This window comes from Mucilaginibacter litoreus (assembly GCF_042676805.1).
In the GTDB taxonomy this organism is placed as follows: Bacteria; Bacteroidota; Bacteroidia; order Sphingobacteriales; family Sphingobacteriaceae; genus Mucilaginibacter; species Mucilaginibacter litoreus.
This window is the reverse complement of sequence record NZ_JBHTHZ010000001.1, coordinates 19795-40873: the sequence shown is the minus strand read 5'-3', so window position 1 is coordinate 40873 and position 21079 is coordinate 19795. Positions and strand designations below refer to the sequence as shown.

General features: G+C 40.5%; 21 protein-coding genes. 10 read left to right on the top strand and 11 right to left on the bottom strand.

Annotation, left to right across the window (positions count from 1 at the left end):
* Positions 1-15 precede the first annotated feature (15 nt).
* The 9 genes from ACFQZX_RS00200 to ACFQZX_RS00160 form a co-directional block, all read right to left on the bottom strand.
* Complete coding sequence (locus ACFQZX_RS00200) at positions 16-438, bottom strand: DUF417 family protein (RefSeq protein WP_377110724.1); 423 nt, start codon at positions 436-438, stop codon at positions 16-18.
* A 67-nt stretch (positions 439-505) separates the two neighbouring features.
* Positions 506-1285: a molybdopterin-dependent oxidoreductase gene (locus ACFQZX_RS00195; protein WP_377110723.1), complete on the bottom strand. Its 780-nt coding sequence runs from the start codon at positions 1283-1285 to the stop codon at positions 506-508.
* Positions 1266-1955, bottom strand: coding sequence for a cytochrome b/b6 domain-containing protein (locus ACFQZX_RS00190; protein ID WP_377110722.1), 690 nt, complete (start codon positions 1953-1955; stop codon positions 1266-1268). Before ACFQZX_RS00190 ends, ACFQZX_RS00195 begins: the two co-directional genes overlap by 20 nt.
* A gap of 19 nt (positions 1956-1974) precedes the next feature.
* Positions 1975-2262 carry an anti-sigma factor family protein gene (locus ACFQZX_RS00185; protein WP_377110721.1) on the bottom strand — a complete coding sequence of 96 codons (288 nt, stop codon included), beginning with the start codon at positions 2260-2262 and terminating at the stop codon, positions 1975-1977.
* 1 nt (position 2263) lies between these two features.
* On the bottom strand, positions 2264-2872 hold the full coding sequence (locus tag ACFQZX_RS00180; RefSeq protein WP_377110720.1) for a sigma-70 family RNA polymerase sigma factor: 609 nt from the start codon (positions 2870-2872) through the stop codon (positions 2264-2266).
* Positions 2873-2968: 96 nt separating this feature from the next.
* Positions 2969-3379: a thioredoxin family protein gene (locus tag ACFQZX_RS00175; protein WP_377110719.1), complete on the bottom strand. Its 411-nt coding sequence runs from the start codon at positions 3377-3379 to the stop codon at positions 2969-2971.
* A 41-nt stretch (positions 3380-3420) separates the two neighbouring features.
* Positions 3421-4089, bottom strand: coding sequence for a peroxiredoxin family protein (locus ACFQZX_RS00170; RefSeq protein WP_377110718.1), 669 nt, complete (start codon positions 4087-4089; stop codon positions 3421-3423).
* A 52-nt stretch (positions 4090-4141) separates the two neighbouring features.
* A complete protein-coding gene (locus ACFQZX_RS00165; RefSeq protein WP_377110717.1) occupies positions 4142-4354 on the bottom strand; it encodes a hypothetical protein in 213 nt (70 codons plus the stop codon).
* 104 nt (positions 4355-4458) lie between these two features.
* Positions 4459-5220 (bottom strand): response regulator transcription factor, encoded by a 762-nt coding sequence (locus ACFQZX_RS00160; protein WP_377110716.1) that lies wholly within the window; start codon positions 5218-5220, stop codon positions 4459-4461.
* 105 nt (positions 5221-5325) lie between these two features.
* Between ACFQZX_RS00160 and ACFQZX_RS00155 the strand changes: the two genes are divergently transcribed.
* The 3 genes from ACFQZX_RS00155 (at position 5326) to ACFQZX_RS00145 (ending at position 9835) form a co-directional block, all read left to right on the top strand.
* Entirely contained in the window at positions 5326-6084 is a 759-nt protein-coding gene (locus ACFQZX_RS00155) for a DUF3667 domain-containing protein (protein WP_377110715.1), read from the top strand.
* A 766-nt stretch (positions 6085-6850) separates the two neighbouring features.
* Positions 6851-8110, top strand: coding sequence for a Na+/H+ antiporter (locus ACFQZX_RS00150; protein ID WP_377110714.1), 1260 nt, complete (start codon positions 6851-6853; stop codon positions 8108-8110).
* A gap of 75 nt (positions 8111-8185) precedes the next feature.
* Entirely contained in the window at positions 8186-9835 is a 1650-nt protein-coding gene (locus ACFQZX_RS00145) for a DUF4980 domain-containing protein (protein WP_377110713.1), read from the top strand.
* An 83-nt stretch (positions 9836-9918) separates the two neighbouring features.
* Here ACFQZX_RS00145 and katG read toward each other — a convergent pair whose 3' ends face one another.
* Together katG and ACFQZX_RS00135 are read right to left on the bottom strand one after the other, a co-directional pair.
* Complete coding sequence (gene katG / locus ACFQZX_RS00140) at positions 9919-12186, bottom strand: catalase/peroxidase HPI (protein ID WP_377110712.1); 2268 nt, start codon at positions 12184-12186, stop codon at positions 9919-9921.
* Positions 12187-12439: 253 nt separating this feature from the next.
* A complete protein-coding gene (locus ACFQZX_RS00135; protein WP_377110711.1) occupies positions 12440-12694 on the bottom strand; it encodes a hypothetical protein in 255 nt (84 codons plus the stop codon).
* Between the two features lie 570 nt (positions 12695-13264).
* On the opposite strand from ACFQZX_RS00135, the gene ACFQZX_RS00130 reads away from it, so the two are divergent.
* From ACFQZX_RS00130 to lhgO, 7 genes are all read left to right on the top strand, one after another.
* On the top strand, positions 13265-14545 hold the full coding sequence (locus ACFQZX_RS00130) for a WcaI family glycosyltransferase (protein ID WP_377110710.1): 1281 nt from the start codon (positions 13265-13267) through the stop codon (positions 14543-14545).
* 15 nt (positions 14546-14560) lie between these two features.
* Positions 14561-15550, top strand: coding sequence for a glycosyltransferase family 4 protein (locus ACFQZX_RS00125; protein WP_377110709.1), 990 nt, complete (start codon positions 14561-14563; stop codon positions 15548-15550).
* An 18-nt stretch (positions 15551-15568) separates the two neighbouring features.
* Positions 15569-16741, top strand: coding sequence for a glycosyltransferase (locus ACFQZX_RS00120; protein ID WP_377110708.1), 1173 nt, complete (start codon positions 15569-15571; stop codon positions 16739-16741).
* 4 nt (positions 16742-16745) lie between these two features.
* Positions 16746-17321: a WcaF family extracellular polysaccharide biosynthesis acetyltransferase gene (locus ACFQZX_RS00115; protein ID WP_377110706.1), complete on the top strand. Its 576-nt coding sequence runs from the start codon at positions 16746-16748 to the stop codon at positions 17319-17321.
* Positions 17322-17330: 9 nt separating this feature from the next.
* Complete coding sequence (locus ACFQZX_RS00110; RefSeq protein WP_377110704.1) at positions 17331-18323, top strand: NAD-dependent epimerase/dehydratase family protein; 993 nt, start codon at positions 17331-17333, stop codon at positions 18321-18323.
* 31 nt (positions 18324-18354) lie between these two features.
* Positions 18355-19728, top strand: a complete 1374-nt coding sequence (locus ACFQZX_RS00105; protein ID WP_377110702.1) for an undecaprenyl-phosphate glucose phosphotransferase — start codon at positions 18355-18357, stop codon at positions 19726-19728.
* A 117-nt stretch (positions 19729-19845) separates the two neighbouring features.
* Positions 19846-21042 (top strand): L-2-hydroxyglutarate oxidase, encoded by a 1197-nt coding sequence (lhgO, locus tag ACFQZX_RS00100; RefSeq protein ID WP_377110700.1) that lies wholly within the window; start codon positions 19846-19848, stop codon positions 21040-21042.
* Positions 21043-21079 lie beyond the last annotated feature (37 nt).

Genomic DNA, 21079 nt, shown 5'->3' with positions numbered 1-21079 from the left:
TTCTGTTATATAGTTTTAGGGATTTCTGTTTTTACCAATTACCTGCAGTGCAACTGCAAGAAAGGCAAAATCTTTAATTACAAAAAAATCTGTGACCGGTATGCCGTCACTTATTCTCCATACACCTGGCGTTGTAATCAGAAAGCTCAATGTGCCAAGAAATATTGAAGCGGTCAGATAACCGCCGATCAACCCAAGCTTTTTATTCCAAAACGAAGCGATAAGCAAGATAGCTGATGTGATCTCGTAAATACCAATGATATTGGAAGCGCCTTGCTCTGAAGTGACATTATACAGCCAGCTCATCAGGAAACTGTTGGAAACATAACCCTTTATCGCCGCCGCTTCCCCCGGCGTAAATTTGAATATACCAATCCATAGCAAAACAGTTATCGTCGAGATAACCCCGAGTATGTAGCCTGATTTTTTAAGATCCATTATGTTGCTTTTTAGTCTTTGTCGGGCAACGTATAGGATACTTACAACAAATTTTTAATATCTTAGGTCAGAGGCCGGAGTAGTAGTCATATCCCTGTTCCGCCCAATAATCAGGTGGGCGCCTGTTGCTGAAGGTGATGGTGCCAATCCGTTTGAGGTTCTTGATGCCATATTTAACAGGAATGATAAGCCGCAGTGGTTTGCCATGTTTTGGAGGCAGCGGCTTGCCATTCATTTCATAAGCCAGGATGGTTTGTGGATGGATGGCGCTGGGCATATCCAGGCCCACATAGTATTGTTCATCAGGTGTCATCAAGCCCACATAACTCATTTTTGTTTCTTCGTGCAACTCAAAATGAGACAGCAAGTCATTAAAACGCACCCCGCTCCAATGCTGTATCTGATCCCAGCCCTCTACGCACTTAAAATCAAATACCAGTTCTGTTTTAGGCAGCGCCAGTATCTCATTGTAGCTGATATTTAATGTGCTTTTATCTCGCCGAATAATCTTCAAACGCCATTCATCTATGTTAACGTCGCCTTCCGAGCCGATGTCTGAATTATGCCGAACGGTTTTTGCGGCCATCTCTACCGGGTAAGTTTTAACCAGATGGCTTTCATTAAAGGTTAACCGGCGAAAGAATAGTTCAGTCTTGTTTAGTGCGCGGCGTAACGGAGCGTGGGCGCCGGCTGTGACACCCGCTGTTTCTTTGGGTGAATGATAAAGCCATTTCCAACCGCCGTAAGCCGCCGCACCTAACGTGCCGAAGATTCCGAATGAGAGAAAGTTGCGACGCCTGATCTTCTGATCGACTGTTAACGGCTGCTTAATTTTTTGCTTCTTCATGGTTTGTGGGTTTGTCCGGCTCGTTCACCACTTCAAAACCGGAAATAACGGACCTGAAATTATTCCAACCAGCAAGGATGACCTGGATGATATGGATTACAAAGAAAAAGACGTAACCGAGTGTAAGTACAAAATGCCAGATCCTTGCCAGATGGTAACCGCCCATTAGCCAGGTTAGCCAGTACAGTTGTACCGGCTTGTAGATGGCCAACCCGGTCAGCACAGAACCAACTCCCATCAGGATGATGGCTGAATAAACTATACGTTGGGCCGAGTTATATTTGCCCTGTGGTGGCGCAGTTTTGCGCAGGTGCAGGTCATGCAGCAACACCAGCCATGCCTCTTTAAATGAGCGTTTCTGCGGCCAGAGTTCCCGCCATTCGCCTGAGATTAACGTATAAATGACGTAAAATATGCCGTTTAAAGTAAAGAACCACATGAACAGAAAATGAAAGGCCATGCCTTCCGATAACCGGTGCGGTATGTGGAGCAGCTGATAGAACCATTCCGGAAAGAACTTTATAAAGCGATGGCCAAAGATCGTGAACTCGTATACATCATTTGCCCAGTAAATCAGCAGCCCGCTCCAGATCATAATACCCAAGAGCGGAAAGTTGACCCAGTGTGCCCAGCGCATGGCGAGCGAATGTTTTTCCTTAATGAGCTTCATGCTTTGTCCGCTTATTTTATCATTGGTTACCGAGCATTTGATCGTTTATCCGTCTTTGAAGGTTCAGTTTATAGTTGCTGTCTAATCTGATATCTTTATGATTTTCCTTGAAGATTTTTTTCATCATAAGATCAATCAGCACGCTTTGCTTTTCGTATATCCTGCATATCGAACAACCGGCAAGATGGATTTTCAATTCCAGCTTTTCTCTCAGAGTAAGCTTTTCTTCCTGTTTCTTTTCAATCAGGAACGTGGCCTTCCGGCAATTGTAGGCAATCCTTTCCAGTTCTGTTTTAAGTTCTTTCATGTCAGATCCAATTTTTTTGTAAACATGCTCTCAGGTTCACTTTCGCACGGTGGATGATCACCCAAAAGTTGGCTGAGGAGATCTTCATTTGCTGGCAGATCATTTCTGTTCCCTCGTCATCAAGGTGCTTTAAGCGGAATACGGACATCCATAGCGGCGGTAGCCGCTGCAGACATTGCTGCAGGATGTTCATGAATTCTTTATGATGTAGCGGGTCCTTATCTTCCACTCCGAACAATGCGGGCCAGTGTTCGCGTTTCCAGTGGTGATTATCCGGATCAAAGAACTCTGTTTCGTCAGCAGCGGTACCATATTCATCTTTAGCCGCAAAAGCCCCAGAGCGCTTACGATAAACATCGATCACCTTATATTTCAGGATTGCCGTTAGCCAGGTCCGTTCACTTGCATCGCCGCGAAAGCTTTCCACTTTTTGAAGTGCAGCTAAAAAGGTGTCCTGTACCAGGTCGCGGCATTGCTCGTCATCATTTAATCGCACACAGGCATAGCTATACAGGAAATCTGCATGGCGCTCCACCCATAACTGTGGCTCCAACCGGTGTTGAGTTGTCTTATTGATTATAGGGTCATCGTTGATCGGGTCAAACATCATTAGCGATGGTCTAAAGGGTTTTTGCGCATTAGTCGGTTGCTACCTGTAAACCTTACAAAATATATGTATTTTTTTTGCTATTGTTATTTGCTCTGATCAATTAAGTTTTTCTTCATGTTTGGCCATAGCTAACAACTGTTCGGCGTTCATAAAACCTTCTGACCGTTTAATGAGCCTGCCATTTTCGTCCAACCATAACAAAGTTGGGTAAGCAGAAATGTCAAACTCATCGGCCAAAACCAAACCGTCACCTTTTTCTATATCTATTGATACATTAATAAATTGCCGGTTAAAGTAATCAGCGACCTTCTGATCTTTAAAAGTTTGCGCTTTTAGTTGTTTGCAGGGTGCGCACCATAGGGCATAAGCATCTACAAAAATTTGTTTATGCTGTCTTTTTGCCATAGCCAATATGTTCTGCCATTTTTCTGTTTTAAAATTGATGCCCGGGCTATTTACTGTAACGTCTTGTCGCTGCGCATGAACTTTTTGAACAGTGATAATCATAGTAGAGAGTAGGCCGCAAATATACAAGCTTAACCATTTTTTCATTTTACCGTTATTGATTTGATCAATGCTCCGGCAACAGCCGTCATCAATTCGGTACTAATGCGCTGACGGTAATCAGGGTTAATATATTCAAATTGAATAGCTCCTTTTTTGTCGAGGATGAACACTGAAGGTACAGGCAACAACTTTTCCGTATTCTTTCCTTCTGAACCTGTTTCCAGCGTTTTAGAGTAACCTTCCGGTGCCTTAAAGGCCAGCCCGAATTGTTTGGAAACGGCAAGATCGGCGTCGGAAAGTAAGGTATAGGTCAATTGGTTCTTTTCAGCCGACTTGCTCAAATTGCTGGGGCTGTCGGTACTAATGGCAATGATCTGGTAACCCATTTTAACCAGATCAGCCTGAATGCTTTGTATGCCCGCCAGTTCCCGGTTACAAAAAGGACACCAGCCACCCCGGTAAAATACCAATATGGTGGGCTTTTGCGAAACCGCGGCATTAAGGTCATAAAGCCGGCCATCTGCCGCCGGAAGTTTAACCACCGGGATTTTTTCGCCGATCAACAGAGGACTAATGTCGGTCGGGATTTCCGGATAAGTTTGTGTCTTAAGCGTGTCGGTCTGGCTTTTCATTAACGGCTTTGCGCCTGACCGTGTAACAGTCATGAATGTTAGCAATGTAATGCTTACAATAGTAAATATCCTGATCATAAAATTTTAAATTAATTAGAAGCAGGCGGGATAAACCCACCTGCACATTAAACTACATCTTACTGGTGTCTTTTTTCATTTTATCCATCTTCCCAGACTTACCCACCTTATCCATTTTGCCATGGGTTTTCTGGTGATCCATTTTAGACATTTTGGTAGTGTCTTTTTTCATTTTGCTCATTTTACTTTGAGCATGAGTAGTTACCGATAGAAATAATGCAGCAGCAGTTGCTATACAGATAGCTTTTAATTTGAATGTTCTCATTTGATGTGGTTTGTTTTATTGGCTTAGTAGGCCGGCGCCCGCTAACCTTACAGGTGTTTTAAAATTTTATTTGCACAACATTTTAAAACATTCAATTTAACCACTTAAATAATTTTACTTTCAATTGCATAAAAAAGCGCCTCTGCCATGTTACTTACTTTTAATTTATCAAATATTCGTCTCCTGTAATATTTAACTGTATCAGGAGCAACAAATATCATTTCCGCTATCTCGTTTATTGAAAATCTGCGGGCATGCAGGCGTAGTATTTCCAATTCTCTTTTGGTAAGTTGTGGTTTTAACGATTTGCGCCAGATAGCGTGTATTGTATCCAGTTCCCATCTATCCGCACTTCCTTGTTTATATATATAAACGTTACCCGCTTTTTTTTGATGAGATATGGATACGATGCACATGGCTTTCCATATTTTTTTTTCGGCGTTAAGGAATAAGGGAGTAAGTTTATGATTAATAAGGAGTTGCCTGCCATCTTTATTCGTCAGGTTAAAATCATAAGTGATGCTATACATCATGCGGTCTTCAGCTGGCAACTTGTCATAAAAATCAAATCCGGCGTTATTAATTACTGTTAGTAATTGCAGATCACTTTCAGGAACATTTTTAAAGTAGAACTCATAACCCATTGCCAATACTTCTTCTGCAGTATAACCGCATAAAAACAGGGGATTGTCGGAAACGTATTCAAACCCCATTTTTTCATAATTTATAATATAAATACTTTCATAGGTCAGCCGTGCAAAGGATTTGACTACCTCAAGGTAGTTGTCTTTTTGAGGCCGTTCATTATCGTAAATCGGTCCGATTTTGTTCTTGGTCAGAAGGCTTGAAAAGTCTTTGTTATCCATTGGTATAATTACTGCCAAATTACAAAATCTACACTCAAGTGTAGGAATACAAAGCAATTAAAACATGACCTTCGGGGTCAACACCAACACCGGGAATCACATTCAGTGGAAGAGACAGTTTTAAAATATGAAATAAAAGAGGCCATAGGGCAATGCGGAACATGTAAAAGCCCGTTAACTGGAAAATTCTGCAGTTCATGCGGGCAGCCTTCAAAATTACCAAGGGTTGATAGTCATTACATACTTCATGAACTGCAGCATATCTTACATTTTGAAAAAGGGATATTATATACTATAAAAGAGTTATTGATCCGTCCGGGGCAAAACGTTAAAGAGTTTATTACTGATAACCGGAGCCGGTTAGTAAAGCCGGTAATATTCATTATCGTTACTTCTTTGGTATATTCTGCTGTAAGCCATTTTTTTGAATTGGAAACAGGATATATAAACTATCAGGGCAACAAACACACTGCAATAAACGCCATTTTTTCGTGGATAAGTTCGCACTATGGATATGCAAATATTATAATGGGTTTATTTATTGCCAGTTGGTTGAAGCTGTTGTTTAAACGACAGGGCTACAACGTTTTTGAAATATTGATTGTGCTTTGTTTTGTTATGGGTATGATGATGCTGATACTGGCGTTGTTTACTCTTTTTGCGGGTATTACCAAGTTTAATATAATGGGGCTTGCGGGTATAATATGTATGGGCTACTCCACCTGGGCAATAGGACAGTTTTTTGATCACAGGAAACCTGGTTCGTATTTCAAGGCACTTGCCGCCTATATTTTAGGTATGATTACTTTTTCTTTAGCAGTTGTGTTTTTAGGAATAATAATCGATTTAGGTTTTAAATCCTGACCCATCGGCATCAGTTCCTAAAAATACCTGCAATTAATTATGCTTTAAGATTGAATGATAAATTATAAATATGGAAACTAAAAAGGTACCAACATTTACATTAAGTATCGTGGCAATTATATTGGGCGTGGAATTGTTAAAGCAATTTGACTCCCAAAATTTAAAATTTGAGAAACCCGCCTTAGCAGCTATCTATTTAGTTGTATTCGTCGCATCTGTTTATATATTGATAAAGAACTTTTCAAAATCGCGTAAACATAACTAACCTGGTTTGCATAGTTAATCAGTAAGTATCATTGTTCTTAAATGATGTTGGTTAATCGAGCATCTGCCTGATTATTATTTAACTTTTCTACCCAGTATTTTTTTTTCTTTTACTTGCTAAACAATAGCAGTATTGAGTAACAATCGTTGTGAAGTAAGCTGTAGTCTAAGTAATTTCTGATAGCTATTATAGCTATAGATATGCATATAAGTGCTCACATTACCTTGTACTGGCTGCTGTACCTCACAGTCACAAACCCACCAATTTTGCATATGAAAAAATAGAAAGGTATAGCATCCACAGTTTCGCCATAATGATCTTAATAGCATAATTCAAATATTAAAATCAAGAACAGTATTTAGTATGCCATACCATTATTACCAAGCAGCTGCTGTAAGCTACCACAAAACGTAGGCAGACAGTAAAGCCTGCATCCATGCACAGGTATGAATGTGCCACAGGCAGAGGACTTGGATAAAGTTTGTATACTTGTTTTTATCTATGGAAAACTATACGCTTATATTGTTAATAATGGCACTTATGATAGGGGTGTCGGGCATTGCAGAAAAGATTAAGATCCCGGTACCTGTGCTGCTGCTGTTAGCCGGTATTGCAATTGGGTTTATGCCTGCAATGCCGGGTATTGAGATTAATCCTGAAATTATCATGCTGCTATTTCTGCCTCCGTTGCTGTATGATGCTTCCTTTAATATCTCTTTCCAGGAATTTAAAACTAACATTCATACAATTGGTACACTCTCAATAGGTCTTGTATTTATCACTACCGTAGCTATTGCGGTAACAGTTCATTACCTTATCCCAGGCATGACCTGGCCACTGTCATTTGTGTTAGGTGCCATTTTATCTGCAACAGATGCAGTGGCCGCAATAGGAATAACAAAAGGCTTAGGTTTACCTCATAAAACTATTACCATATTAGAGGGCGAAAGCCTGGTTAATGATGCTTCGGCGTTGATAGCGTACCGTTTTGCCATTGCTGCTGTAACGGGTATAGCATTTGTTTTATGGCAGGCTGCGCTTCAGTTTCTATTGGTTTTAGGCGGGGGTGTGCTTGTTGGTATCATCATTAGCAGAGTGTTGAGTATCGTATTACGTTTCTTTCGAACAAATGATCTGGTTGTTATTAGTTTGCTGCTGTTAATGCCATTTGTAACTTACTTAACGGCTGAGCATTTTAAGGTTTCGGGTGTTATAGCGGTTGTTATTTTAGGATTAGGCATGTCGAGGCTTACAAGAGAGAAAGCGTCCGATCGGATTAAACAGCAGTCGCGGCATTTTTGGGATGTAATAATCTTCTTATTAAATGGATTGATCTTCCTGCTGATAGGTTTGCAGTTCCCGATAGTACTTAAGAGAATGCCTGATGCGCAGGTATGGCCTTACATTGGTTATGCAGCCGCCATTACCTTTATGGCCTTGTTGGTGCGGATGGTAAGGGTTTACGGTCAGCAAAATGATTTGCGAAAGGCTTTTCAACGGCGAAAAAGAAAAGTTAGCGAAGATGCATTGTTCGACTCAAAAACAAGTTTTATCATTTCCTGGTCGGGCATGCGCGGCATTGTATCGCTGGCTATCGCCATAGGTATACCCACAACACTGGAGAATGGGGTACCATTCCCCATGCGTAATGAAATTATTTTTTTATCGATTGGGGTAGTGCTGCTATCCATACTCGTTCAGGGGTTATCCCTGCCTTATATTGTACGTAAGCTGAGTGGTAAAAATTTGCCTGTAACTTGAAATGGAATTTTCATCGTATGTCGAGGATATTTGAAACAAGCGGTTGAATGTTTAATTTGCACCAAACCTTCAACTATGAAAGCTTTCTTAAGATCACTGGCCTTACTTGGCTTTTGCTTTTGTGTTTCAATGCAGGTAACGGCAGCAAACATCCGCATCAAGATTACTAAAAAATATTTGAACTTTCCTGTATCGCAAAATGTAGAAAGGCATGAAATGCGTTTTATGGTTAGCGGTAAAACTGAACGCTACTTTAAGATAAGGCTGGCAACTGACAAACCAGAGTATTGGGTATTCTCTGATGTTTCGGCGTTAAAAGGGAAAACTGTTACTATAAATTACGACGGAGACCAGGCCGGCCTCACTAAAATATATCAGGACGATAAGATTGCAGGGCAGGACTCCATGTACCATGAAAAAAACCGCCCGCAGTATCATTTTACTACCCGCCGTGGATGGATAAACGACCCCAATGGTCTAATTTATTACGAAGGTGAATACCACTTGTTTTACCAGCATAATCCCTACGAAAAGGAGTGGGAAAATATGACCTGGGGTCATGCGGTAAGTAAGGACATGATATACTGGCAGGAACTATCGGTGGCGTTAACTCCGGATACGCTTGGTACGATGTTCTCTGGCTCTGCAGTAATCGACTACAACAACACGGCTGGCTTTAATAAAGGCAATACACCTGCTATGATTGCTACCTACACCACTGAAATGAAAGACCGGGAGGTGCAGTGCATGGCCTATAGTTTGGATAGGGGACGTACCTGGACGAAGTACAGCAAGAACCCGCTTATCGATTCAAAAGAAAAATGGAAGAGTCGCGATACGCGCGACCCGCGTGTGTTTTGGTACGCGCCAGGCAAACATTGGGTACTGGTACTGAACGAGCGCGATGGGCATTCAATATATAACTCCAATGATTTGAAAGACTGGAAATTTCAAAGCCATGTTAGCGGCTTTTGGGAGTGTCCGGATCTGTTTGAGTTACCTGTTGATGGCGATAAAAGCAAAGCTAAATGGGTAATGTATGGCGCATCAGATACTTACATGATCGGCTCGTTTGATGGCAAGACTTTTAAGCCGGAATCGGGCAAGCACTATTTTACAACGGGTACCATTTACGCTGCGCAAACTTTTACAAACATCCCTGAAAGCGATGGGAGGAGAATACAGATCGGCTGGTCGAGAATCGATCATCCGGGTATGCCTTTTAACGGCATGATGCTTTTACCAACGGAATTGAAATTAAAGACCACTAAAAACGGGGTAAGATTATTTAGCACACCGATTAAAGAAACCGAACAATTATTTGATAAAGCGGCACAATGGAGTAATTTAAGTGCTGACGACGCAAGCGAAAAGTTAAAAGCCTTTAACGGAAAAGATCGCCTGCGCATCCGTACTACTGTTAAACTTTCGCATGCTACCAGTGCAGGGCTTAACTTTTTTGGTCAGCATATAATAGACTACGATATGAACTCCAACCTGATCAACGGTGTATTTTATTCGCCGGAAGACATGACCAGTATGCAATTAACGGCTGATATTTATATCGACAGGACATCTATAGAGGTTTTTATAGATAACGGCGCTTACTCTTACTCTATTTCAAGAAAGGCCGAGCCTAATAACAATGTAGGCTTTAATTTCTGGGGAAATAATATTGAAGTGAAAAACCTTGAAGTTTTTAATGTGAAATCTATTTGGGAGTAACAGTGTGATGTTTTATAAAAAAAGCTATCTCAACCAAGAGATAGCTTTTTATTATAAGTTACGTGAAACAGTAACCTGTCAGATCAGAATCTGTCTGCATTCATGACCTTGTTCCAAGCAGCAACAAAGTCATTCACAAATTTTTGCTGCGCATCATTTGCTGCATAAACTTCTGCAACGGCCCTTAGTTCAGAGTTTGAGCCGAATACCAGGTCGGCACGTGTAGCGGTCCATTTTTGCTGTCCGGTAGTACGGTCGCTGCCTTCATAAACCTCTTTGTCAGGTGATGCAGCTTTCCATGCAGTACGCATATCCAGTAGGTTTATAAACCAATCGTTAGTTAGTTGCCCCGGGCGTGATGTAAGTATACCATGGCTTGAGCCGTCATAATTGATATTGATAACTTTTAAACCACCCATTAATACTGTCAGCTCAGGAGCAGTAAGCGTAAGCAACTGTGCCTTATCTATCAGTAACTCTTCTGTTGATACGCCTGAGCCTTTTTTGCGATAGCTGCGGAAACCATCAGCCTGTGGCTCAAGGTAACCAAATGATTCAACATCAGTTTGTTCCTGAGTTGCATCTCCGCGTCCCGGCGTAAACGGCACGGTAATGTTATGGCCTGCATCTCTTGCAGCTTTTTCAATACCTGCAACACCTGCAAGTACTATCAGATCGGCAAGGGAGATTTTTTTACCACCTTGCTGGGCGCCGTTGAAATTATTTTGCAAACCTTCAAGTACGTTTAATGCCTTTTGTAACTGTGCCGGGTTATTAACCTGCCAGTAGCGCTGAGGGGCCAGGCGGATACGGGCGCCATTTGCACCACCGCGTTTATCCGATCCGCGGAAAGTGGAGGCAGCAGCCCATGCCGTACCTACCAGTTCAGCTACGCTTAAACCCGATGTTAACAGCTTTGCTTTCAGTGTAGTGATATCTGCCTCGTCAACCAGCTCATGATCAACCGCAGGGATATTATCCTGCCAAAGCAGTTCTTCCTGTGGTACATCAGGCCCGAGGTAACGTGCCCGAGGGCCCATATCACGGTGTGTTAACTTAAACCACGCGCGGGCAAAGGCATCAGAAAAGGCCTCATGATCATCAAGAAAACGCCTTGAAATTTTTTCATATGACGGATCAAACCTTAAGGCAAGATCGGTAGTGAGCATGGTAGGGCGATGTTTCTTTTCGCTGTCATACGCATCCGGAATGATATGTTCATCGGTTTTGGCAACCCATTGATGTGCACCACCCGGGCTTTTGGTCAGTTCCCACTCAAAGCCAAAAAGGTTTTCAAAAAAGTTATTGCTCCATTGCGTTGGCGTTTTGCTCCAGGTAACTTCCAAACCGCTGGTAATGGTGTCAGGGCCTTTGCCAGAGCCAAAACTGTTATTCCAGCCAAAGCCTTGCAATTCAATATCTGCGGCCTCTGGTTCTTTACCCACATTATCAGAAGGGGCGGCCCCATGTGTTTTACCAAAGCTGTGTCCGCCGGCAATCAGTGCAACAGTTTCCTCATCGTTCATTGCCATGCGGCCAAATGTTTCACGGATATCCCTCGCTGCCATAATAGGGTCGGGGTTACCATCCGGGCCTTCAGGATTAACGTATATTAAGCCCATGTGTGCTGCTGCAAGCGGTTTTTCAAGGTTACGCGCATGTATATTACCATCGGCATCCTCGTCGGTTGGTACAATACCATGTCCTTCATCTGCACCCGGTTTTCCTTCAGGGTAACGCTTATCATTACCCAGCCAGGTGGTTTCAGATCCCCAGTAAACAGATTCGTCAGCTTCCCAAACATCGGCACGGCCACCTGCAAAGCCAAAGGTTTTAAATCCCATTGATTCGAGCGCGATATTACCGGCCAGTATCAAAAGGTCGGCCCATGATAATTTGCGACCATACTTTTGTTTGATGGGCCAAAGCAGCCTGCGCGCTTTATCAAGGCTTACATTATCCGGCCAGCTATTAAGTGGCGCAAAACGCTGCAAGCCTGCACCACCACCTCCGCGGCCGTCAGTTACACGGTAAGTACCAGCACTATGCCATGCCATACGGATGAATAAACCACCGTAGTGCCCAAAATCTGCTGGCCACCAATCCTGCGAGTCTGTCATTAACGCATGAAGATCTTGCTTTACTGCTTCCAGGTCCAAACTTTTGAATTCCTCTGCATAGTTAAAGTCTGCGCCCATAGGGTTGCTAAGCGCTGAGTTTTGGCGCAGTATATTCAGTTTTAATTGGTTTGGCCACCAGTCGCGGTTACGGGTGCCGCCACCGCCAACGTTCTGTTTCATACTGCCGTTATGAAATGGGCATTTGCTGATGTCGTTTGATTCCTTTTCCATAGAGTTAAGTTTATAATTGAACCAAGGTTGATTATAATGTAAAAGTAAGATACAGATTTATCTGATCCCAATCGATTAATTCTATGGAAGATAGTTAAAACTTATAGCGAAGAAAATGAGCTGCATCATTGCAGCACCTGAAGGATACAGATTTGTGGAATATAAATTAATGTTTTGCAAAGGGAACGGCTCTTGTTATACCTTAAAAGTATTTAAAAAAAACGCATAAGTTGTTTTACTTATGCGTTTTTTTTTATCGCTGTTTTAAAGTGTCTGAACTTTTTGGCTGGGGTGCACCATTTACAGTGTCTTGTGGTGTTTGGGTAGAGTCGCCTACGGTGCCCTGGCCTGCAGAGCCTGTTCCTGAGCCTGGTGCGCCAGTGCCATCATTTAAACTTACAGAATCAGACTTACCTGCATCGGCATCGCCGCTTGTACTTCCATTTCCCTTACACGCGCCAAGCATCAACGCTGTACCTAATACTACTGTTATAATTAATCTCTTCATCTCTATTTCTTTTTAGGAAATAACATATCGTTATAAATAATGTTTAAACTTTTCAATTTTAATTGAAACCAAAAGTATACACTGAAAAAACCTATTGCCGATATATATTTTGTTGCATAAATTGAAACCTATTTATGTAGGTTGTTTACGCAAAATTATTTACGGATTTCTTCCAATTAAGTAGATAAGTAAGACTAATTAGGCTTTTTTTTAACCTGACAGTACTGAAAATTCAAATTGATATTCATATTAATGTGTAATTATTATTACTTAAATCATATATGATTTCATATTGATTGGGAAATAAATTTACATAACTTCTCTAAAGTTCACAATTGGCGTTACATCTCGTCAAATCGCTACTTTCCGGCTTATATCCTTACTAATTTAAGGTCATCATATTTATTCAATTTCTCAGATAAATATGGCTTTTAAAAATACCGCTTATGTAAGCGAAATGGCGAAGCTATATAATTAACCAGCCGTGTTTTCCTAATCGCTCAAGAGGCACGTAAGTACCACCTTAAATCATCGGTATTTCCTAATAAATATTGATCTAAACCTAATATTATGGCAAATAAAAAAAGTGTTTTGATCCTGGGTATAAATTTTTATCCGGAGCTTACAGGTATTGGTAAGTATACAGGCGAAATGGCTAACTGGCTATCTGATAATAATTATCAATGCACGGTGGTTACATCCTTTCCATATTATCCCAACTGGAAAATGCAGTTGCCGTATAAAGGTAACTGGTATAAAAAAGAAATATTGGCCGATGGTAATCAATACGTTTACAGGTGCCCAATGTATGTACCTGCTAAGCCATCAGGGTTAAAAAGGATAATTCACGAAATGACGTTTTGCTTAACCGCCTTTTTCGTGGTGCTCAGGTTGTTGTTTAAGCCATCCCATGATATTATTTTCTGCATGGCGCCGCCATTCCTGTTGGGCTTTTTAGGCCTGTTTTATCGCTTTTTTAAAGGTGGTAAGCTGGTATATCATATCCATGATATGCAAATCGAGGCCGCCCGGGATTTAAACATCCTCAAATCGCAATTGGTGTTTAAAATATTGTTTGGTATTGAACGCTATATTCTTGAAAGTTGTGATTTTGTTACTACAGTTGCCCTGGGAATGAAAAAGAAAATAGCCCTCAAAACCACTAAAGAGGTAATCTATTTCCCCAATTGGGTTGCTGTAAATAATTTTTGGCCCATAGAAAACGATTTGCAGGCCAAAAGCCATTGGGGATTTAATGAAAAGGATAAAATAGTGTTGTACTCCGGCAGTATTGGCGAAAAGCAAGGTCTGGAGGCGCTTATAGACATTGCCATCAATTTAAAAGCCCACCCATTCATAAAGTTTGTGATATGCGGAACGGGGCCTTACAAGGATAGATTGATGGAAATGGCCCAAGAGAAAGGGTTAAAAAACTTTTTCTTTTTACCACTTCAGCAATTAGATGTATTTAACCGGTTTTTAAATATGGCAGATGTACATCTTGTGATACAAAAGAAAAAAGCCTGCGATTTGATGATGCCGTCAAAGTTAACCAACATACTTGCCGTTGGCGGCCTGGCTTTAGTTACCGCCGACCCGGGTTGCAATTTGTATGAAATGATAAGTGAATACAATATGGGTGTTTTAATACCTGCAGAGGATAACCATGCCTTAGAGAAAGCTATACTTAACTGTTGCCTGCAAAACTTTTCTATACAAAGAAGCAATGGCCGCAATTATGTTGAAAAGCATCTGGATCAAACAAATATTCTGGAGAGTGTACTTGCAACTGTATCAAGCCCTGCTTTTGCTGGTGGCAATACACAAACTATTGAGCCCGCACTTAATTAAGTATCCTTTAGTTTGATGAAGCAAATTGTTTTAGTATTCAGAAAGCCTTTTGAAGGGCAGATCAGTATTGAATATCTTTTTTACAACCTGTCGGCTTATTTAAAAAGGGGAAATGTTGAAATTGTAAACAAGCAATTAAGCTATTATAGTAAAGGCCTGCTTAACAGATTAAGAAACTTGTTTTCTATAACCGCCTATAAAGAGAAGATTATTCATGTTACCGGCGATGTGCATTATACCATATTAGGGGCATGGTTTTGCAAACGTGTACTAACCATACACGATCTAGGGTTTATGTTGAATAAAAGCCCGGCCGCCAGGCTCATATACTGGCTGATTTGGGTTTACCTGCCGGTGAAATTTGCACACCGCGTAACAGTAGTTTCAGAAACTACCCGGCAGGATCTTTTAAAATATGTTAAGGTTGATGAAACCAAAATAGCCGTGATAGGTAATTTTGTTGATGAAATTTATCAACCATTTCTAAAACCGGTAAAAAAAACACCCACTGTTAATTTATTGCAGATAGGCACTACACCTAATAAAAATATCGACCGCTTATTGCAAGCCATTGAAGGTCTTGACTGCACCCTTACCATTGTAGGCAAACTACCAGAAAATATCTTAATACAACTTAAGGCCAGGCAAATCAATTATATAAATAAATATGATTTAACCATCAACGAGTTGTATGAGGAGTTTAAAAAGAGTGATATACTTTGCTACACATCAACGCACGAAGGGTTTGGAATGCCCATATTAGAAGCCCAGGCAGCAGGTATCCCGGTTATATGTTCAAACTGTTCATCGATGCCCGAAGTAGCAGCAGACGGGGCATATTTTGTTGATCCGTATGACATAAGCTCAATAAGGGCTGGCATAGAAAAGCTGGCGGCTGATAATGAGTTAAAGAACAACCTTATAGCTAAAGGATTTTTAAATACAAAAAGGTTTTCAAAGGCTTCAATTGCACAGCAATATTTAAATATCTATCAAAATCTGTAACCACATCACTTATTTATAATGAGAATAATACACGTTATCGGTGCATTTGATAAAAAGCTTGGAGGTACTTATTCTGCAATACTTTCTATCATAAGGATGGAAAACGCTTTAGGCTATCAAAGTGAAGTCTTGTCGCTGGTGTCAAATGGGCAGGAATATGATGAAGAATTAAAAGGGAGGGTACACTTATTTCCGCCTTCCTTTCCTTATGTTTTTAGTAACTCAATAAAAGCTTCTGAGTGGTTAAGTGATAACATTGGTAATTATAATCTGATTGTGATTCATGAGGTGTGGGGTGCTACTGCTATTAAGGCAGCGCATTTGGCATATAAAATGGGCGTTCCGTATGTTATATGGCCCCATGGATCGCTTGACCCGTTTGATTTGCAGAAAAAAAAGGCGCTTAAGAAAATCGTTGGAAACGTATTGATAAGCAACATAACCCGAAATGCAAAAGCAATTTGCTGTACGTCAGAATTAGAGGGCAGGTTGTTGCAAACTTATAATAGGTTAAATGATAACATCCACTTATTACCATTGCCTATTAACTATACCTGTAAGGGCAGCAGAGCTGCATTTAGGCATAAATTTAATATAAGCGATAAGGATTTTGTGCTCTTGTTTGTAGCAAGGATAGACTATAAAAAAGGACTGGACATATTATTAAAAGCACTACATCAATTTATTGATAAGGCAGGCGCTGTTAATTGTAAACTTTTGATAGCCGGTAAGGGTAATACAAAATATGAAACTTATATAAGGAGCTTAATTGAAGACCTTGCCCTCGAAAAACATGTAACAATCAGTGGTTTTTTAGCCGGAGATGATAAAGCAAACGCCTACGCCGGCGCCGATTGTTTTGTGCTGCCGTCTATGAATGAAAACTATGGCATATCCGTAATAGAAGCGCTGCAGTCGGACTTACCGGTGCTGATATCAGATAATGTTTACATCTGGAAAGACATAATGCCCCAGGCCGGATGGGTTTGCAAACATGATGTAGATTCGGTACATGCATACATAAAAAATGTTTATAAAGCTTTTCAAACCGGAGAAATCAGCCTCAAAACACCAGGTAAGGCAGGTAGCAGCTTTAACCAGCAAAACCTGATGCCTGAGTACGCTAATTTTTATGGCAAAATACTTTATCAGCAGGTTCAAACAGTACTTCACTCACAATTAACCGTATAGCAATATGCAGTATCAGGATTTGAAATCATTTACTGTGCCGTCCGATTTTCGCGGACGCTCAAAAGTGACCACCCAACTTTGGTGGATAGTGCAGAGCACGCTGTTTGCCTTGTCGCCTCAGGCACTTTATGGCTGGCGACGTTTTTTATTGCGGTTATTTGGGGCAAAAATTGGCAAAAACGTATTGATAAGGCCATCAACAAAAATTACTTATCCCTGGAAACTGACTGTTGGCAATAACTCATGGATCGGCGATAACTGTACTATTTATTCCTTAGGTGAGATACTGATTGGTAATAACGTAGCTATTGCCCATCATGTATACTTAAATACCGGCGGGCATGTATATACTGTGCCTACGTTTGATATTTTTTCGGAACCCATAGTTATTGAAGACGAATGCTGGATAACCAATGATGTATTTATCACATCTGGTGTGCGAATAGGGAAGGGTACTATCGTTGGCGCCCGCAGTACTGTATTGAATAGCCTGCCTTCAAACAAAATATGCGTTGGGTACCCCGCCCGCCCTATAAAAGACAGGATTACTGTGAATACTGAACATACTGTTTTTGCTTAATATTTAATAATGTTAAAAGTATTAGTAACCGGCGGATCAGGGTTTATTGGCACCAACCTTATTGATAACCTGCTGAGAGATAAGTACCAGGTACTGAATTTAGATATTGAACCGCCTGCCAATAGCCATCATCTTCCGCAATGGAAAAAAGTGAATATTTTAAAATATTCGGAATTTGAGAAAGCAGCGCTAAAGTTTAGCCCCGATTATATAATTCATCTGGCTGCCGTGACGGATCTTGACGGAAAAACAATTGATTACTACCATACTAATATACAAGGCACTCAGAATGTAATAGATATATCGGATAAGCTGTCAGACTTAAAGAAGGTGATATTTACTTCATCTATGTATGTGTGTAAACCCGGGAGTATACCGCCTGATTACAACACTTATACCCCTCATACTTTGTACGGGCGAAGTAAAGTTGAAGGCGAACTGTTGGTAAAAGCTATCAAAAATCCATCATATAAATGGATCATCATAAGGCCTACATCCATTTGGGGGCCGTGGTTCAAAGTGCCGTATATCGATTTTTTTAACATGGTTTACCAAGGCAAGTATTTCAACTTTGGCAAAACTTGCACCAAAACGTATGGCTATGTTGGCAATACCGTATTCCAGATCAGGTTATTAATGGCTGCCGATGATATATACAATAAAACTTTTTATATCGGCGACAAGCAACCTACACCCATTGCCGACTGGGCGAACGAAATATCTATTGATTTTGGTAGGGGGCCGGTTAAACGTATCCCATTCAGGGCCATTAAAATAGCTGCCTTAATTGGCGATATGCTATCAAAAGCAGGTGTTAAGTTTCCACTGACCAGTTTCAGGCTTAATAACATGATGACTGATAACGTTTTCCCGTTGACTGATTTGTATGAAGTGACAGGCGATGGCCCTTATACCCGTGCCCAGGGGACTTCAGAGACTGTAAAATGGTTGATTGAACATAAAAATTACCGGTTAAAGTCATCAAAACAGTTGTCTGCTTAACTAATCGCAACCTTATCATATTTAGATCAACATGCAAAACAAGTATCTATACTGTCTTCGTTTAGCTTTAGTTATATCAGATTGCCTTATCCTGAACCTGTCATTTTTTGCGGCACTTAATTTTAATGTTTATAGAAACTTTCATGACTGGAAATATTCATATTTTATGGTAATACTCATTTGGATGATGAGTACAACAGTTTTCAAGTTATATCAACATAACCCGATAAACAACTTTAAAGGTACTGTATGGGCAACCATACAAAGTGCATTCATACAAATCTTGATTTTTTGGATATATGTAAATTTCATAGGGGACTATAGCGGATGGAACTTTTTATTTGTATTTACTGCTATAATGCTGTTAGCTTTTATCGTCAGTCGTTACGTTTTCAGCATAGCGGAACCACGTTTTAAAAAAATATTTGGGCCTAAAAAACCAATCTCAATATTTGAGTTTGGTTCTTTAGACAGGCATCTGGCACCATATATCAATAATTTTGCTTTGCAACATCAGTTTGAAGGCTATGCACATCAGCCATCTGATGAATTGTATAAAGATAGCGAACCGGAAGTGCCGGGTTATGATCGGTTTTTTAAATATGCTTTTGAAAAGGGTTTAAATGAAGTTTATATCTCTTTACCATCCACATATCATGAAACTACAACTCAATTGCAAAAGGAAGCCGATAAACATGGTATTAGGTTAAAACTGATATATAACTATGATAATACTATGCAATTACCTGCTTTAACTAACCTTGGTAATGTGCCGGTTTTAAGTCTAAGGAAAGAGCCGCTGGATGATATCAGTAATGTAGTTACAAAGCGCTTGTTTGATATATTATTTAGTTCATTAGTTATAATAATGGTTTTAAGCTGGCTGTATCCTATTGTGGCAATACTGATAATTTGTGAGAGCAAAGGCCCTGTTATATTTAAGCAAATGCGTAATGGCTTAAACGGCCGAAAATTTGCCTGTTATAAATTCAGAAGCATGAGGGTTAACCAGCTTTGTGATACCATACAGGCTGGTAAAAATGATAACAGAATAACCACTATTGGCAGGTTTTTACGCAAAACAAGCCTTGATGAACTTCCGCAGTTTATAAATGTATTACTGGGCGATATGAGCGTGGTAGGCCCAAGGCCACACATGCTAAAGCATACCGAACAATACCGCACCCTTATTGATAACTATATGGTAAGGCACTATTTAAAACCAGGTATTACAGGATGGGCCCAGGTAAATGGTTTTAGGGGAGAGACCCAAACCCTCATGCTGATGCAAAAACGTGTAGAACATGATATATGGTATATCGAAAACTGGTCTGTAAGCCTTGATATCGAGATCATTTGCAGAACAGTGATAAACATATTCAAAGGAGAGAATAACGCCTTTTAACCAAACGCCCAAGCTTAAACCATATATAACCAGTCGACCGGAGTAGCACCGCAAGCTTATGGCTGCGGTAGCTATAACGGTTAAAGCCTTAATTATTTAAAACTGATAAATAGTGTTATGTACGCAAACAGATGCGATTATATTGTTATTGGCGCCGGTATTGTAGGTTTATCCGTAGCTTATCAGCTTAAGGTGAAAGAGCCCACTGCTAAGATATTGATCATAGAAAAAGAAAATGGTATTGCCCGTCATCAATCTGGCCATAACAGTGGTGTCATACACAGCGGGATTTACTATAAACCAGGCAGCTTAAAAGCAAAAAACTGTATAGCAGGCTATGAAAGTCTGATCAATTTTGCTAAAGAGTATGGCATACCATTTGACATCTGCGGAAAAATCATTGTTGCGGTTAAAGAGCAGGAAATCGGTCCGCTAAACAACATCTATCAACGTGGAATTGATAATGGTTTAAAAGGTATTAAATACCTCTCTAAAGAAGAAATAAGAGAAATTGAACCGCATTGTGCCGGTATAAGGGCTTTGAAAATACCCCAAACAGGGATAATTGATTATCCGGCGATGGCAGCAACATTGTTAAGGCTTTTTCACGAATTAGGCGGTATATCAAAGTTCAATGAAAAAGTAATAAAAATTGAGCTAAAGGGCGAAAAAGTGCAGATAGTAACATCAGCCGGAAGTTATATTGCAAACAAACTTATAAGCTGTGCCGGGTTATTCTCTGACAGGATCGCAAACTTTACAGAGCAAAAAAACGATCTGCGCATTATCCCCTTCAGGGGCGAATATTATGAGTTAAAGAAAGAAAAGCGGTACCTGGTAAAAAATCTGATTTACCCTGTGCCAGATCCAAACCTTCCGTTTTTAGGAGTTCATTTTACGCGTATGATAAATGGTGGCGTAGAGGCCGGACCTAATGCCGTACTGGCATTTAAAAGGGAAGGATACAAATTTAGCGATTTTAGCATCCGGGATTGCTTGGATACATTTACCTGGCCAGGCTTCTGGAAGGTGATGGGTAAGTATGGTAAAATCAGTATCGGCGAAATACATCGTTCGTTATCAAAATCGGCTTTTACAAAAGCGCTGCAGGTATTGGTACCCGAAGTTACCGAAGACGACCTTGTAACAGGTGGAGCGGGGGTAAGGGCGCAGGCTTGCCATCGTAACGGTAGCCTGATTGATGATTTTAAAATATTGAGCAGGGGAAACATTGTACATGTGCTAAACTCCCCTTCGCCTGCTGCAACATCTTCACTTGCTATAGGCAAGTATATCTTAAATGAAGTAAGCTGATATAGCTGAATTAGTTTGATATCAAACCCCCTATATT